At 32.8% G+C, this 15,218-nt stretch carries 18 protein-coding genes, 1 pseudogene and 1 other annotated feature; of the genes and pseudogenes, 1 reads left to right on the forward strand and 18 read right to left on the reverse strand.

All coding sequences use genetic code 11. The annotated features are described in order from the left end of the window. Positions 1-74: 74 nt before the first annotated feature. From secDF to E2558_RS04795, 15 genes are all read right to left on the reverse strand, one after another. Positions 75-2,360: a protein translocase subunit SecDF gene (gene secDF, locus E2558_RS04725; protein WP_126567041.1), complete on the reverse strand. Its 2,286-nt coding sequence runs from the start codon at positions 2,358-2,360 to the stop codon at positions 75-77. A 750-nt stretch (positions 2,361-3,110) separates the two neighbouring features. Beyond that, positions 3,111-3,371: a preprotein translocase subunit YajC gene (gene yajC / locus E2558_RS04730; protein WP_103166575.1), complete on the reverse strand. Its 261-nt coding sequence runs from the start codon at positions 3,369-3,371 to the stop codon at positions 3,111-3,113. Next, positions 3,371-4,525, reverse strand: coding sequence for a tRNA guanosine(34) transglycosylase Tgt (gene tgt, locus E2558_RS04735; RefSeq protein ID WP_135789020.1), 1,155 nt, complete (start codon positions 4,523-4,525; stop codon positions 3,371-3,373). The genes yajC and tgt overlap by 1 nt, the downstream gene beginning before the upstream one ends. A gap of 18 nt (positions 4,526-4,543) precedes the next feature. Beyond that, positions 4,544-5,569, reverse strand: coding sequence for a tRNA preQ1(34) S-adenosylmethionine ribosyltransferase-isomerase QueA (queA, locus tag E2558_RS04740; protein ID WP_126567043.1), 1,026 nt, complete (start codon positions 5,567-5,569; stop codon positions 4,544-4,546). Between the two features lie 10 nt (positions 5,570-5,579). Continuing rightward, positions 5,580-6,575 (reverse strand): Holliday junction branch migration DNA helicase RuvB, encoded by a 996-nt coding sequence (gene ruvB / locus E2558_RS04745; RefSeq protein WP_103328454.1) that lies wholly within the window; start codon positions 6,573-6,575, stop codon positions 5,580-5,582. Positions 6,576-6,631: 56 nt separating this feature from the next. Further along, entirely contained in the window at positions 6,632-7,237 is a 606-nt protein-coding gene (ruvA, locus tag E2558_RS04750) for a Holliday junction branch migration protein RuvA (protein WP_126567044.1), read from the reverse strand. Positions 7,238-7,249: 12 nt separating this feature from the next. Further along, on the reverse strand, positions 7,250-7,705 hold the full coding sequence (locus E2558_RS04755; protein ID WP_126567045.1) for an ACT domain-containing protein: 456 nt from the start codon (positions 7,703-7,705) through the stop codon (positions 7,250-7,252). A gap of 11 nt (positions 7,706-7,716) precedes the next feature. Then, entirely contained in the window at positions 7,717-9,009 is a 1,293-nt protein-coding gene (gene obgE / locus E2558_RS04760; protein ID WP_126567046.1) for a GTPase ObgE, read from the reverse strand. 138 nt (positions 9,010-9,147) lie between these two features. Then, positions 9,148-9,432 (reverse strand): 50S ribosomal protein L27, encoded by a 285-nt coding sequence (gene rpmA / locus E2558_RS04765; RefSeq protein ID WP_011275573.1) that lies wholly within the window; start codon positions 9,430-9,432, stop codon positions 9,148-9,150. Positions 9,433-9,443: 11 nt separating this feature from the next. Then, positions 9,444-9,764: a ribosomal-processing cysteine protease Prp gene (locus tag E2558_RS04770; protein ID WP_126567047.1), complete on the reverse strand. Its 321-nt coding sequence runs from the start codon at positions 9,762-9,764 to the stop codon at positions 9,444-9,446. Between the two features lie 5 nt (positions 9,765-9,769). Beyond that, a complete protein-coding gene (rplU, locus tag E2558_RS04775; RefSeq protein WP_002448968.1) occupies positions 9,770-10,078 on the reverse strand; it encodes a 50S ribosomal protein L21 in 309 nt (102 codons plus the stop codon). A gap of 12 nt (positions 10,079-10,090) precedes the next feature. Continuing rightward, positions 10,091-10,169 (reverse strand) — a sequence feature (ribosomal protein L21 leader region). Positions 10,170-10,202: 33 nt separating this feature from the next. Next, entirely contained in the window at positions 10,203-10,724 is a 522-nt protein-coding gene (mreD, locus tag E2558_RS04780) for a rod shape-determining protein MreD (RefSeq protein WP_126567048.1), read from the reverse strand. 2 nt (positions 10,725-10,726) lie between these two features. Next, positions 10,727-11,560 carry a rod shape-determining protein MreC gene (gene mreC / locus E2558_RS04785; protein WP_126567049.1) on the reverse strand — a complete coding sequence of 278 codons (834 nt, stop codon included), beginning with the start codon at positions 11,558-11,560 and terminating at the stop codon, positions 10,727-10,729. Between the two features lie 204 nt (positions 11,561-11,764). Beyond that, the gene (locus tag E2558_RS12535; protein ID WP_126567050.1) at positions 11,765-11,896 is read right to left on the reverse strand and encodes a hypothetical protein; all 132 of its coding nucleotides are present in this window, start codon (positions 11,894-11,896) and stop codon (positions 11,765-11,767) included. 90 nt (positions 11,897-11,986) lie between these two features. After that, positions 11,987-12,457 carry a DUF4930 family protein gene (locus tag E2558_RS04795; protein ID WP_126567051.1) on the reverse strand — a complete coding sequence of 157 codons (471 nt, stop codon included), beginning with the start codon at positions 12,455-12,457 and terminating at the stop codon, positions 11,987-11,989. Positions 12,458-12,628: 171 nt separating this feature from the next. Between E2558_RS04795 and E2558_RS04800 the strand changes: the two genes are divergently transcribed. Further along, on the forward strand, positions 12,629-12,808 hold the full coding sequence (locus E2558_RS04800; protein WP_126567052.1) for a hypothetical protein: 180 nt from the start codon (positions 12,629-12,631) through the stop codon (positions 12,806-12,808). Between the two features lie 59 nt (positions 12,809-12,867). On the opposite strand, the gene E2558_RS04805 is transcribed toward E2558_RS04800, so the two are convergent. From E2558_RS04805 to E2558_RS04815, 3 genes and pseudogenes are all read right to left on the reverse strand, one after another. Further along, positions 12,868-13,149, reverse strand: coding sequence for a hypothetical protein (locus tag E2558_RS04805; protein ID WP_126567053.1), 282 nt, complete (start codon positions 13,147-13,149; stop codon positions 12,868-12,870). A gap of 80 nt (positions 13,150-13,229) precedes the next feature. Next, positions 13,230-13,373: pseudogene (locus E2558_RS04810) on the reverse strand (JAB domain-containing protein); the annotation flags it as partial. Positions 13,374-13,445: 72 nt separating this feature from the next. Further along, entirely contained in the window at positions 13,446-15,020 is a 1,575-nt protein-coding gene (locus tag E2558_RS04815; protein ID WP_000698182.1) for a Vga family ABC-F type ribosomal protection protein, read from the reverse strand. Between the last annotated feature and the right edge of the window lie 198 nt (positions 15,021-15,218).

The following is a 15,218-nucleotide window of genomic DNA, read 5'->3' on the forward strand; positions in this document are numbered from 1 at the left end:
TAACTAAATTATTTAAAAATAAGAAAAGAACTACTGATAAACCAAAGTTCATCAATAGTTCTTATATATAAATATTAAACTAAGATTTTTTCATCATTAGATTTTTTCTCTTTATACACTACAAGTTTTCCATTTTCAGATTTCTTCAATTGACGTTTCTTCATAATGCCCCAAAGAGGAACAGCAATAAAGACTGAAGAGAACACACCTGAAATTAAACCAATAAGTAGTGCAAGTGAGAAGTTAAATAGACTTGCTACACCAAAGATTAATATTGCAACTACAACCACCACAACAGTTAATACTGTATTAATTGAACGAGTCATAGTTTGTCTGATTGAACGGTTAACAATATCGTCAATTTGTTCAGGATCAGTAATCACTTTAATCTTATGCAAGTTTTCCCTTACACGGTCAAACGTAACAATCGTATCGTTAATTGAATAACCTACAATTGTTAAAACAGCAGCAATGAATGTAATATCTACTTCTAATCTGAATAAACTAAATAACGCAACAATGATAAATACATCGTGAAGTAAAGCTAATATAGATGAAAGACCCATTCTCCATTCGAATCTTAATGATACATAAATAATGATACCAATAGCTGCAAAGATAAGAGCTTTCATAGCATTTTTAGCTAACTCTTGACCAATCATTGGTGACACAGTATTTACAGTTGGTTTATGACCATATTCATCATTCATTTTCTCATTTACTTTAATCACTTCATTTTTAGATAAGTCTTTTTTGAATTGAACGGTAGCTTGTTTATTGCCTTCACCGTTAATTTGAACTTGGTCTGGCGTTAAGCCTATATCTTTAACAGAACGTTCAACTTGTGCTTGTGTCAATTTAGAATCAGAATTGATATCTACACGTGTACCTGCTGAGAAATCAATACCTAAGTTTAATTTGAAAATACTTAAAATAATAATTCCTGCTACTAAGATAAGTATACTTAAACTAATTAATGGTTTAGCTAATTTAACAAAATTCCATTTTTCAAATGACGTTTTTAAATCATGTACATCTACGCCTTCATTAATATCATGACGGTCTTTCTTATTAACACCAAATAACCAATATTTCTTTTTGAAATAATTAGATGATACAAGTAATGAAAGTAACCATCTTGATAAGAATACTGCCGTTACGAAGATCATTAAAATACCTAATAACAACATTGTAGCGAAACCTTTAACTGAACTTTCACCGAAGAGGAATAATACACCGGCTGCAATCACAGTTGTTAAGTTTGAGTCAAAGATAGTTAAAAATGAACTTTTGTTTGCCTTACTATAGGCTTGTTTAAGCGTTCGACCAATCCTCAATTCATCTTTTATCCGTTCATACATAATGATGTTTGCATCGACCGCCATACCTACACCAAGCACTAAGGCAGCTAAACCTGGGAGTGTAAGTACCCCAGAAATAAAGTTAAATGCTACTAAAGTTAAATAGATATAAACAGTTAATGCGATAATCGCAACTAAACCTGGTAATCTGTAGAAACCTACCATAAATAAGTAAATGATAGCAATACCAATTGCAGATGCAAATATTGTTTTATCAAGTGCATCTTGACCAAATTGAGCACCTACAGAATTTGAATAAATTTCTTTTAAATCAACTGGTAATGACCCAGCGTTAAGTAATTCTGCAATTTGCTTAGCTCTTTCCACGCCTTCTTGACCATGGAAACCACCAGAAATTTCTACGCTGTCTGAATTAATAGGTTGATTAACAGAAGCGGCTGAAACGTATTTACGTTTATTCTCAGGCTTCTCTAATTCTTTGTGATAGCTATCACCTTTTTTGTAATCTAACCAAACCACCATCATGTTTTCTTGTTTCTTAGAAATTTCTTCCGTTACTTTTTTAAATTTAGCACGGTCTTTTAATTTAAAAGTAACAGCTGGTTCATTCGTACCTTGTTTAAATTCTTGTTTAGCTGAACCTTGTACAATGTCTTTACCAGTTAATTTAACTTTATCATCTGCATCGCGAATGGTTAAATTAGCTTGAGAAGACAAGATTTTTCGAGCTTCGTCAGGATCTTTAACACCAGCTAACTGAACTCTGATACGGTCAGGATCCTCTACTTGAATATGTGGCTCAGACACACCCAACACGTTAACACGATTTTCTAACGTACGAGCAGTCGATTGTAAAGCATTGTCATCAATCTTTTTACCACCTTCAAGTGGTTTAACTTGGTAAAGCACCTCGAAACCACCCTGTAAATCAAGACCGAGATTTACATTTTTAACTACTTTCTTATATGTAAGTCCCATTCCCACAAAGAGGAGGACTACAATTAATAAGAAAGCAATTATCCTACTAATTTTTTTCACATGAACACCTCATTGTTAACTTATGTAATTAGAATAATCTTTTAATTAACCACGTGCAAGTTAATAAAAGATTACATTGTTATAACATGACTTAACTATATTAACATAACACAACATTTAGTGAAATTCAGACCCATGTCCATTCTTTTAAATTTAAAAATGTAGCATTACTTTCCTAATTATATTTTTAACTTATACTAAGACGATTTATTTATTATTTCTTTTAAAAAATAGATTCCGCAACGTAGTTATATGACACCTGAGGGGTTAAGGTTTATTGATAAACTTGAGTGCTTACACACTTAAGTAAGTAGTTCTAAGATAGATAACGAAGTGTAGTTGTGGAGACTCCTGTGTGGATTATAAATAAACATAAGTGCATAGCACTTATGTAAGAAATTCTAAAGATGAACTACGAATGACGTTGTGTGCGGGGCCCCAGCACAAAGACTTTCATATAGAAAGTCTACAAACTAAGCAAGCTGGGGAAGGAACTTAAATGCTTCACACTTACGTAAATAGTTCTAAGGTAGATTACGAAGTGTAGTTTGGAAGACTCTTGGTGGAAAAGAAAGAGCTTCAAGACTACAGGCTTGAGCCTTTCCCACTGGAAAGCGCAACAACTTAAACGAGTGAATGTCTATCTTAGAGCACCTTTGATAAAAACATACACAAAAAAATGCCCACAAAGTTTTTAACTTCGTGGGCAATCCAAGTATCAAAGTATAACTACTTTTCAACTTATATAAATTATGAAGGATCTACTTGTTTAATGGCTGGTTTTTCAAAAGTCATTTCTGTACCATGACCATTTACAGTAATTACTACAGTAGTTTCATCTACAGCTTTTACTGTACCTTTCAAACCACCAATTGTAGTAATACGTTGACCTGCTTCAATTCGACTAATCATTTCACGATGCTCTTTCGCACGTTTTTGTTGAGGTCGAATTAAAAAGAAATAAAACACAATAATTAAAATTATTGGCAAAATCAATGCTGAAACGTTCATTATGTTTTCTCCTTACTAAAAATTTTAGGGTTCTCTACATTAAGTCCATATTGTTCGAAGAATTCTTCTTTGAAGTCTAATAATCTATCTTCTCTAATGGCCTGTCTAATATCTTCCATTAATTTTAGCAGAAAATGTAAATTATGAATAGTAGTAAGACGGATACCAAAAGTTTCCTCAGCTTTAATTAAATGTCTAATATAAGCACGTGTATAATTCTTACATGTATAGCAATCACAATTTTCATCAAGTGGTCTGAAATCTTCTGCAAATTTAGCATTTTTAATAACTAATCTTCCATTAGATGTCATACAAGTACCATTTCGGGCAATACGCGTTGGTAATACACAGTCAAACATATCCATACCACGAATACTACATTCGATTAATGCATCTGGAGAGCCAACGCCCATTAAATAACGTGGTTTATCTTCAGGCATATATTGAACAGTATGTTCTACCATTTCATACATTACTGGTTTCGGTTCACCTACTGATAAACCACCAATCGCATATCCAGGGAAATCAAGTTCAACAAGTTCTTTAGCACTTTGTTCTCTTAAATCTTTGTACTCTCCACCTTGGATAATTCCAAATAACGCTTGATCTTCAGGACGTTTATGCGCTTTAAGACAGCGCTCTGCCCATCTTGTAGTACGTTCAATAGAATCTTTAACATATTTATATTCAGATGGCATAGGTGGACATTCATCGAACGCCATCATAATATCTGAACCTAAATCATTTTGAATTTCCATTGATTTCTCAGGGCTTAAGAATAATTTAGAACCATTCGTATGGTGTCTGAATTCAACACCCTCTTCTGAAATTTTTCTTAAATTACTTAAACTAAATACTTGGAAACCACCTGAATCAGTAAGAATCGGGCCATCCCAATTCATGAACTTATGCAAGCCCCCAGCTTGTTTGATGATATCATTTCCAGGTTGCAACCACAAATGATATGTGTTTCCTAATATAATTTGAGCCTCAATTTGTCTCAATTCTTCAGGACTCATTGTTTTAACTGTGGCTTTTGTTCCAACTGGCATAAACATCGGTGTTTCAAAAGAGCCATGTGGAGTATGAACAATGCCTAAACGTGCACCGGATTGTTTACAAGTTTTAATATGTTCATAAGTAACTGCTGGCATATTAATACCTCTCATTCATTAAATAATTAACATTGCATCACCAAAGCTAAAGAATCTATATTCTAATTCCACAGCTTTATTATATGCATTTAAAATATTTTTCTTACTACTAAATGCTGATACAAGCATGACTAGCGTTGATTTAGGTAGATGGAAGTTAGTAATTAAACCATCTATTGCTTTATATTCGAAACCAGGATAAATAAATATATCAGTCCAACCACTTACTGCTACAAATCGATCGTAATCACGACGGATTGTTTCTAAAGTTCTAGTAGATGTAGTGCCTACTGAAATAATACGATGTCCTTTAGCTTTAGTTTCATTTAATAAATCAGCTGTCTCTTGTGTCATTTGATAGTATTCACTATGCATTTCATGATCGTCAATATTTTCTACACTTACGGGTCTAAATGTACCTAATCCTACATGTAAGGTAATAAAAGCAATATTAACACCTTTTGCTTTTATTTTTTCTAATAAATCATCAGTGAAATGTAAGCCCGCAGTCGGGGCAGCGGCAGAGCCACTTTCTCTTGCATAAACTGTTTGATAACGATCAGGATCATCTAAGCGTTCTTTGATATATGGTGGTAATGGCATTTCACCTAATTCATTTAAACGTTCTTCTAAAATACCATCATAGTGCAAGCGCATAATGCGTCCGCCTTGATCTAATTCTTTAATACACTCAGCGACAATTTTACCCTCACCGAAAGATAATTTATTTCCGACTTTAATTCGTTTGGCTGGTTTTAATAACACTTCCCAATCATTATCTTCAATACGCGTAAGCATTAACATTTCTACTTTAGCACCAGTTTCCTCTTTGAGCCCAAATAAACGAGCTGGCATGACACGCGTATCATTTAAAACAAGTGTATCTCCCGCTTCAAAGTAATCAATGACATCTGTAAAATGTTTATGTTCCATTTCTCCAGATTCGCGCCCTAGTACTAATAAACGACTATGGTCTCTATCTTTTAATGGCGTTTGAGCAATTAACGATTCCGGCAAGTGATAATCAAATTCCTCAACATTCATTTAAATTCCCTCATTCTTTTATATTTTTAAAATGTTCATACGCAAACGCCGTAGCTTTTCTTCCTCTAGGCGTACGTTCAATAAATCCTTTTTGTATTAAAAATGGCTCATAAACATCTTCAATAGTTATACGTTCTTCACCAATGGATACTGCAATCGTATCAAGACCTACAGGGCCACCATTATATTGATTGATAATACAGTTCATCATTTTATGATCGATATAATCTAAACCTTCATCATCCACTTGTAACAATTGTAATGCTTGTTTCGTAGTTTCAATATAAATTTGTTCATCCTCATTAACTTGTTGGAAATCTCTGACCCTTTTCAAAAGACGATTAGCAACACGAGGTGTCCCACGAGAGCGTTTAGCTAATTCGATTGCACTTTCATCATCAATCTTTGTTCCTAAAACATCTGCAGTACGTATAATAATTTCTTTTAAATCATTCTCATTATAATATTCTAGTCTGAGATGAACGCCGAAACGATCTCTTAAAGGACCAGTTAAACTTCCTGCACGTGTAGTAGCACCTACTAAAGTAAATGGAGGTAAATCAATACGTATACTACGTGCTTCATCACCTTTACCAATAATAATATCTAAGAAGAAATCTTCCATAGCAGAATATAACACTTCTTCAACAACACTACTTAAACGATGAATTTCATCAATAAATAACACATCGCCTGGTTGTAAACCTGATAATATAGCTGCTAAGTCTCCAGGTCTCTCTAATGAAGGTCCTGAAACAGTTCGAATGTTAACTTCCATTTCATTAGCAATAATATTAGATAAAGTAGTTTTACCTAGTCCTGGGGGACCAAATAACAACACGTGATCAAGCGGTTCTTCACGTAATTTAGCTGCTTTTATAAAGACTTCTAAATTACTTTTAATAGAAGATTGGCCAATATATTGTTTTAATCTTGTTGGTCTTAATGAATATTCAAACGATGACTCATCATTGTGTAAAGATTGATCAACCATTCTATCATCCATATTTATCTCCCCCAGTTATTTAAAGTTTATTGTACAAGTCTAATTAATTATTTAGATTATGACACTAACGTTTTTAAACCTATCTTAACCGCTTCATCCACGGATTCTATATTTTCTTTATTAAGCACTTTTTCAACTTTCGCTAATTCTCTCTTAGAATAACCTAACGCCTCAAGCGCTAATAAAGCTTCTTTAATAACATTTTCATTTACTGATGCTTGACCATCAATTTGGAATAAAGTTTCACTTGTTTCTTCAGTGATTTGAACTTTACCTTTTAAATCCAACACAATTTGTCGTGCCGTTTTCTTTCCAATACCAGGAAATTTAGTTAGATATGCATCGTTTTCATTTTCAATAGCACGTTTGACTTCATTTGGCGTACTCGTAGCCAAAATAGCTAAGGCTGATTTAGGTCCTATGCCCGTTACCTTAATCAAACTTAAAAACATATCTTTTTCTTCTTCACTAATAAAGCCATATAATAATTGGGCATCTTCTCTAACTATTAATGAAGTATAGATAGTCGCTTCTTGGTTTAAATATTTTTGAAAACGATAAGAATTAGGTGTTTGTATTTCATATCCAATTCCACTCGTTGTTTCAATGACAACATGTGTAGGAAATAGTTGTGTTAATTGTCCTTTAATATACGCGTACATATATGACCTTCCTTACATACTCATACTGATGAGTTCTACTTTAGAAACATGTTCAATCTCTCGTAGTGCGATAATAATTTCATCGATTGATTTCGCAGTATCTTTCGCACTTAATGACAATGTGATAGTAGCCTTATCTTCCATTGGCACACTTTGATGAATAGTGAGAACAGATAATTCTAATTTAGAAACTGTATTTAATACTTGTGCAAGCATACCTACAATATCATTCACATATAAGATAAGCGTAAATTCACGATGTTCAAGCATTTTCTCATCTACTGGAAAGATAGTTTCTCGGTATTTATAAAATGCACTTCGTGATAAATCAAATCTTTTTACTGCTTCAAAAATGGACAAATTCGGATTATTTTTTAAAGCATCTTTAATTTTTAAAGTTTTCACAACAGATTCTGGTAACACATCTTCGCGTATTAAATAAAACTTTTTATAATCTTTATTGTCCACTTAAAGCACTCCTATTCTATAAATTCAAACTCTCCACCCAAGATTCTAACAATATCGCCATTGCTACATCCACGTTCTCTTAAGGCATCATCTATACCCATTGAACGCATTTGTCTTGCAAATCGTCTTACGGCTGGATCACTGTTAAAGTCTGTCATCTTGAACATACGTTCAATTGCATTACCACTTACTACATAAGCACCATCATCGTCTCTAGTAATAGTAAATTTATCTTGAGAAGGTGTATGTTTGTAAAGAACACGGTTAATACCTGCATCCTCGTCTTCTTCTACACTGAAGTCAATATCTTTAACTTCTTCTAATTTATCAGCAATTGTGTATAATAATTGATCAATATTATCTCTAGTAATAGTAGAAACAGGAACAATCGTTACGTCTTCTCCTACTTCTTCTTTGAAAAGCGCTAAATTATCTTCCGCTTCAGGTATATCCATTTTATTAGCTACAATAATTTGAGGTCTATCTTCTAACCTCTGCTTATAATTAACTAATTCTTTATTAATGATTTGGTAATCATCATAAGGATCGCGACCTTCTGAGCCACTCATATCTATCATGTGAACAATTACTTTCGTACGTTCTACATGTCTTAAAAATTGGTGACCTAAGCCAACGCCGTCAGAAGCACCTTCAATTAAACCAGGTAAATCAGCCATTACAAAACTTCTACTATCTGGAGTAGAAACCACGCCTAAATTAGGCTTAATTGTAGTAAAATGATAAGCACCAATTTTCGGTTTAGCTTTAGAGACGATTGATAATAACGTTGATTTACCGACACTTGGGAAACCAACTAAACCAACATCCGCTAATAATTTAAGTTCTAACGTAACATCTAATTCTTCCCCTGGTTCGCCATTTTCACTGAAATCTGGCGCTGGGTTTCTAGGTGTTGCGAAACGTGAATTTCCACGTCCACCTCTACCACCTTTAGCAATAACTGCTCTTTGTCCGTCTTCAACTAAGTCTGCTAAAACTTCATCAGTGTCTACACTTTTAATAATTGTACCAGGTGGCACTTTTAAGACTAAGTCTTCAGCATTTTTACCATGCATATTACTACTTTGTCCATTTTCACCTTTTTTCGCTTTAAAGTGACGTTGATATCTGAAGTCTAGTAACGTTCTTAATCCTTCATCTACTTCAAATACTACAGAAGCACCTTTGCCTCCATCGCCACCTGCTGGGCCACCAAAAGGTACATATTTCTCTCTACGATATGCTGTGATACCATTACCTCCATCACCAGCTTTAAGAGATATTTTAACTTGATCGACAAACATATATCTCACCTCTTTTACTTTTAATTCATCAATGACAATATTATATCATTAAGTATAAAATTTATATAAATAAACAAATTGTATTTTAAACAAAATAAAACACCAGAAGTATTCACTTCTGGTGTTAACTAGACAAAATTATTCAGCAACTGCGTATACAGAAACTTGTTTTTTGTCGCGACCTTTACGTTCGAAACGAACTACGCCGTCGATTTTAGCGAATAATGTATCATCGCCACCACGACCTACATTTTCACCAGGATAAATTTTAGTACCACGTTGACGATATAAGATTGAACCGCCAGTAACGTATTGACCGTCAGCACGTTTAGCACCTAAACGTTTTGATTCAGAGTCACGTCCGTTTTTTGTAGAACTTACCCCTTTTTTAGATGCGAAGAATTGTAAGTTTAATTTTAACATCGGGATACACCTCACTTGTAATTTAATCTGATATTTTCATTATATTCATCTTCAATAGTTTGTAAAGAAACTAACATCGCTTGAAGGATGAGTTGTGCTTGTTCATTATTTGTATCTACACTTCTAATATGAAAATGACCACCGTCATCATCGTAATCAATGTCAGGCTTTTCCGAAGTTAAACCTAAGATAGCATTAACGCTACCAAATAACACTGCTGAAGCACCTGCACAAACAATGTCATGACCATATTCGCCATGATTAGCATGTCCATCCATTATAACATCTGTTACCTTACCATCTTCATTTATTGAAATATCAACAGTAATCATAAGGATTAAGCGTTGATTTTATCAATAGTTAATTTAGTATAAGGTTGGCGATGTCCTTTTTTACGTTTAGAGTCTTTACGACGTTTATAAGTGAAAACAGTAATTTTTTTACCGCGTCCTTGTTTATTAACTGTAGCAGTTACAGTAGCACCTTCAACTGTTGGCGCACCAACTTTAACTGAATCGCCACCTACAAATAAAACTTTATCAAATGTGAATGAATCACCTTCATTAACATCTAATTTTTCAACGAAGATTTCTTGACCTTCTTCTACTTTAATTTGTTTACCGCCTGTTTCGATAATAGCAAACATACTTTGCACCTCCTATATTATAAGTCACGCCATATACAGGTGACTTGTTAAATAAGTACTTAAACCTGTATGCGAGCGGTTGTATGTAGCTATAAAACTACTCAACTACTGCATCTTACCATTCCTATATCTTACTGTCAATCTTGTTTTGCGTTTTTTTGAAAATTTTAATTAAGATTGGATAAAGTATGATGAGTAGTACACTATTAAGTATGATTGTTGGTATTAGACGCAATAATAAGAAGTGTACAATATCAAATTGAACAAATCCAACAATTGAATAAATAAGTGCAATATAACTTTCAAATAATATCAAAGCACATATATTGAATATAAATATCATAGTATAATCGCGATAAAAAACTTTGATAAATTTATCGAAAAGTAACGTTATAGCTATATATCCAAACATATACATTCCATATATACTACCTAAATAAATATCTGTAATAATTCCTAGGAATACACCCAGCAACAAGGCAACGCCTAAACTACGATAAATAGTTAATAATAGTATAAACATTAAAGTTAAATGTGGCACTAATATAAATTCCATATTACCTATATGCATTGGAATGATGAGACCGATGATAGTGTCTAAATAGAAGAGTATCGCGCTAATAATTAAATAATATATAACTCTCATTATTACTCCCTACTTTCTTCAGGGACAGTTTTAGCATCTCTCTTAGCAATATAGACGTGATTAATTTGTGATAAATTGGCTCCTGTTTTAACTCTTACTTCTTGAGCTAAACCATACTCATCATTTTCTACCTTCGTAACTTCACCTATGTATAAATCACTTGGTAATTGATCAGCCAATCCACTAGTAACTACCTTATCACCTTTGGAAATTTTATCTTTATTGTTGATATTACTAATAATAAGTTCTTGGCTTTTTCTATCATAGTGGTCAATCAAACCAAAGACGTTACTTGAGCCATGTTGAATGTTAACTGATAATTTACCTGTTCTCGTATTAGTAGAAATTAAATCTACTTGTGAAGAAAATTGATTAACTTTAGTTACTCTGCCGATTAATCCATCAGCTGTCATTACAGCCATGTTATTTCCTACACCCGCTTTTTTACCCTTATCTATAATCACTGTATTCATCCATTGATCAGGATTACGAGCAATAACGGCTCCTGATATTGCATCATATTTAGAAACGTCACTCATATGTAATTCTTTCTTTAGATATTCATTTTCCGCTTCTAGCTTCTCATTTTTAGCTTCTAATTCTTTAACTTTTTTATTGTCAGTTGTTTTAGATGAGCTGAAAATGTTATTTATTGCTCCAGTCACAAAATTAACGGGATAACTAATAACTCTTTGTCCAAATGAAACAGAATCCCCTACATATTGCTCCGGAGGTGATTGAGTTTGCGATCGAATGGACAAACCAATCAGTGCAATAAAAACTATAATTGCACAAAAAACAACAATCAACTTGTTATTTTTGAAAAACTTTTGCACTCACAACACCTCTACCGATAGTTATTTAAATTGTCCTTTACTATTTTATATTACTCTATAATCTAAATAAAGCACTAAATACTTACCTTTTAAGCTTTATTCATATAAAAAGAAAAAAGAGGCTTGATATCTTATGCTTAAAACACCTTAAAATCAGTGTATTAAGCATTTCAATTTCAAGCCTTAATACTCATTATCTAATGATTATTTTTCTTTGTCGGTATTTTCCTTTTTTTCATCTTCGCTATATAGTGTTTCATCTTTTCTCCACTTAGCGAATAAGTTTTGTGCTTTAGCTTGTTCGTTAGCTTGTTTTTCTTTAGATTGTTCTGCCATAAATCACACCAACCTTTAATTTTTATCTCTAATAGAACTGTAACGTATTTAATTTTGCTTTTCAAATAGTTAAAATATATGCCCTATCAATTAATAAGCAGTCGGTGGCTTAAGCTCAATATTTTGCCCCATGCGATTTAAATCTTGTTCCAATTCAATTTCAGTACTATAGACTCTCATTGAATCGCTACCAAATTTATAAAGAATGAACTTATCTTCTCTTTGCCCTGCAATATAATGATCATTATATCCCATTCTTCCAAGACCTGAGACGGCCATAAATTCATTTTTATCGATTAATTTAAATACATTCCCCACTTGACTAGACGGAATATTTTTTAATAAGTCATTGTCTTCTAAAACATAATGTTTACCATCTGTAGGATATGGATTATTAAATTGATTATAATTCTCACTTATAGGCGCATTATTAGGAGGATGGTTAATAGGATTCCATTCTTGTTCTCTTAGAAAAGGAGCATATTTTAGTGCAATATAGACGACGCAAATAATAGCTATAACTGCAACAATATTTTTTATGAGACTCAGAATAAATCGCATTACTTTCCCTCCTAATTTAATCTTAATCATTATAAATAACTATCATTTCTTATTCATCAGTCTTAGGTACTAGAAGACCTATTACCTAAAGTATGATAGGTTTTTGTGCTAAAATGAATTACAATAATATTATGTTGTAATTGACAAACTTTTTAAGTGAGGAGTGTGACAATGCATATTCTTACAGTTATATTAATTGCATTATTAGTTATTTTATTATTTAAAGTAGGCCTTGCTATTTTAAGATTTATTATCTCAGCCGCTTTAGTTATTTTATGTCTTTATTTAGGTTATCAGGGTATTCTCTGGATTCTTGAAAACTTCCAAACCCTCTCAGCCTATATTCGATAAAATAGAAATGCTAGCTACGTATCTAATGATTGATTTCAGACTACTTAGCTAGCATTAATTTATTTTTTAAAAGTATGAGTTAAATAATTATAAAATTTATATGTACCCGCTAAAAGTAATCCCCAAATGATTCCAGTAACAACAGCTCCAACTAATAATGTAAAGATATCTACCTTTTGATGACTAATAAATACCCCTAAAATTGAAAATACTACAAAACCTATTATAGATAACCCTACCGTTATTAATACTTCTTTAAATCGAATCGTTTGTTGTTTAACATTTAATCTAATTACATAAATAATGGGCAATAATATACCAATAATTAAAAAGATTGTCATAGTACACCTCTTAACCTTTTATTAAAACCTTATTATACAAAAAGTTACTAAGTCATACTATAAAGAATTTAAAAAAGACTTTACTCAAAATATCCTTCTTCTACCAAGCTAGTAAACTTTTGATCACCAATAATAATATGATCTAATAAATCTATACCGAGAATATGACCACATTCTTTCAATCGAATAGTAGTTGCAATATCTTCTTTAGATGGCGTTACATCATATCAAGAGTAATCCATAAAAAAGCCGATTGTAATAACCTTTACACTTTAAAGACATGTCCTTAAAGTGATTCAATTATCTAAATTTCTTTTCTCGTTAATTAGGTTTTGGAACTCTTTTTCTAATTCCTCCGAAGGTTCAATACTCAATCGACTGAGTATCTCAGTAATCCTTGTTTCAAGTAAAAGTTTTTTATCCTCTTTTATATCCCGTGTTTCCTCCCTAGCTTGTTTAGCTTTAAATTGGTCATATGTTCCTTCAAATATTTTAATTTCTTTATTATCAATCATCATGATTCGGGTAGCTATTTTTTCGATAAACCTACGATCATGGGAGACAAAAATTACGCTTCCTTCATACTCCTCTAATAAGGATTCAAACGCCTCTATAGCCTCCATATCAAGAAAGTTTGTTGGTTCATCTAATACTAACGTATTAACATCACTTAAGAACACTTTAGTTAGTGCTACCTTAACTCGCTCTCCACCACTTAAGACATTTACTGGTTTATGAACATCATCTCTGAAAAAATGCATTCTCGCTAGAATGGTTCGAATAAGAGTTTCATTTTGCCGTGAAGAAGATTGGACGTTTTCTAAAATAGTCTTGTCGAGCTCTAATATGTCTAGATTCTGGCTAAAGTAACCAATTTTAACAGATGGTGAAAATGAAATACCTGGCTTATCCTGAACAATTTTTTTAATAAAGGTGGTCTTGCCCGTACCGTTAGAGCCGATAATTGCCAGCTTATCTCCTCCTCGAACGTAAAAACTAGCTGCTTTCCACAATACTCGTTCCTCAATTACACCCGAAACATCTTCAACACGGAGTATAATCCGATTTTTAAAAGTCTCTGAATTCAATAAATCCATTTTAAGTGGGGGTAGTTCTTTTGTTTTTTCTACCTTTTCAAGCTTATCCAGTCTAGTTTCTAGAGCTTTTGCCGTTTTCCGTAACTTCTTCTGTTTATTTGCGAAGTATGGCTTCGCTCCTTTTAGCCTTGCTTCCGATGAACTTATATTTTTCGGTTTCTTAGTAGCTCGTTGAGCTTTCTCTTCTTTTAACTTTATGGCCTCTTCTAACTGTTTCTTTTCTTTTTCATATTTTTCATGTGCTAATTGCTCTTGGCGATTTTCTAATTCTTTCTGCTCAATATAGTCACTATAGTTCCCTTTGTATTCGGTTATACCCCCGTCTTTGATTTCCCATATACTCGTACAAAGAGTATCTAAGAAAGCACGATCATGTGAAACGATGATAAATGCTCCATGCCAGTCCTTTAATTTTCGCTCTAAGTTTTCTATATAATTTGTATCAAGGTTAGTTGTCGGTTCATCTGCTAGTAACAGTTCTGGGTTTTTATCAAGTGCTTGCTGAATATATTTTCGTGTTACTTCACCACCACTTTTTGTTGTTTCCATATGTTTCAATTGTGGAATGAGTTCGCACCGTGAATACTGAGTTACAGTACCTTCTTCAGGAAAAAGCTTTTCATCCAATATGTGAAGTAACGTTGTTTTTCCACTGCCATTTCCACCAACTAACCCAATTCGGTCATTCTGATAAATCTGTAATTGATCTATGTTCAACAGTAAACGATCTTGAACATAGTGTTTTATACGAAGAGCCTCTAACAATATTTTCATATTATCATCCCCTTAAAAATAATCGGAGACAATAAATGCCTCCTAATTCATTCAGAATAGGAGGCATAAATCAATATAGATGTACTCTAAAAAAGACTCTTTTAGAGCCAACTACAGAAATTTAATCCTATCCTGAAGATCACAATTGAAGGCAGCACAAATAAAACATCATTTGTAAATCAAACACCTTCGATTGTT

Origin of the sequence: Staphylococcus pragensis (genome assembly GCF_004785665.1) — a bacterium.
Classification (GTDB): Bacteria; Bacillota; Bacilli; order Staphylococcales; family Staphylococcaceae; genus Staphylococcus; species Staphylococcus pragensis.

Bases quoted from the DNA above. Each gene is read 5' to 3' on its own strand.
- yajC (WP_103166575.1), bottom strand. From the start codon at position 3,371: ATGAACGTTTCAGCATTGATTTTGCCAATAATTTTAATTATTGTGTTT.
- tgt (WP_135789020.1), bottom strand. From the start codon at position 4,525: ATGCCAGCAGTTACTTATGAACATATTAAAACTTGTAAACAATCCGGT.
- queA (WP_126567043.1), bottom strand. From the start codon at position 5,569: ATGAATGTTGAGGAATTTGATTATCACTTGCCGGAATCGTTAATTGCT.
- ruvB (WP_103328454.1), bottom strand. From the start codon at position 6,575: ATGGATGATAGAATGGTTGATCAATCTTTACACAATGATGAGTCATCG.
- ruvA (WP_126567044.1), bottom strand. From the start codon at position 7,237: ATGTACGCGTATATTAAAGGACAATTAACACAACTATTTCCTACACAT.
- obgE (WP_126567046.1), bottom strand. From the start codon at position 9,009: ATGTTTGTCGATCAAGTTAAAATATCTCTTAAAGCTGGTGATGGAGGT.
- rpmA (WP_011275573.1), bottom strand. From the start codon at position 9,432: ATGTTAAAATTAAACTTACAATTCTTCGCATCTAAAAAAGGGGTAAGT.
- E2558_RS04770 (WP_126567047.1), bottom strand. From the start codon at position 9,764: ATGATTACTGTTGATATTTCAATAAATGAAGATGGTAAGGTAACAGAT.
- rplU (WP_002448968.1), bottom strand. From the start codon at position 10,078: ATGTTTGCTATTATCGAAACAGGCGGTAAACAAATTAAAGTAGAAGAA.
- mreD (WP_126567048.1), bottom strand. From the start codon at position 10,724: ATGAGAGTTATATATTATTTAATTATTAGCGCGATACTCTTCTATTTA.
- E2558_RS12535 (WP_126567050.1), bottom strand. From the start codon at position 11,896: ATGGCAGAACAATCTAAAGAAAAACAAGCTAACGAACAAGCTAAAGCA.
- E2558_RS04795 (WP_126567051.1), bottom strand. From the start codon at position 12,457: ATGCGATTTATTCTGAGTCTCATAAAAAATATTGTTGCAGTTATAGCT.
- E2558_RS04800 (WP_126567052.1), top strand. From the start codon at position 12,629: ATGCATATTCTTACAGTTATATTAATTGCATTATTAGTTATTTTATTA.
- E2558_RS04805 (WP_126567053.1), bottom strand. From the start codon at position 13,149: ATGACAATCTTTTTAATTATTGGTATATTATTGCCCATTATTTATGTA.
- E2558_RS04815 (WP_000698182.1), bottom strand. From the start codon at position 15,020: ATGAAAATATTGTTAGAGGCTCTTCGTATAAAACACTATGTTCAAGAT.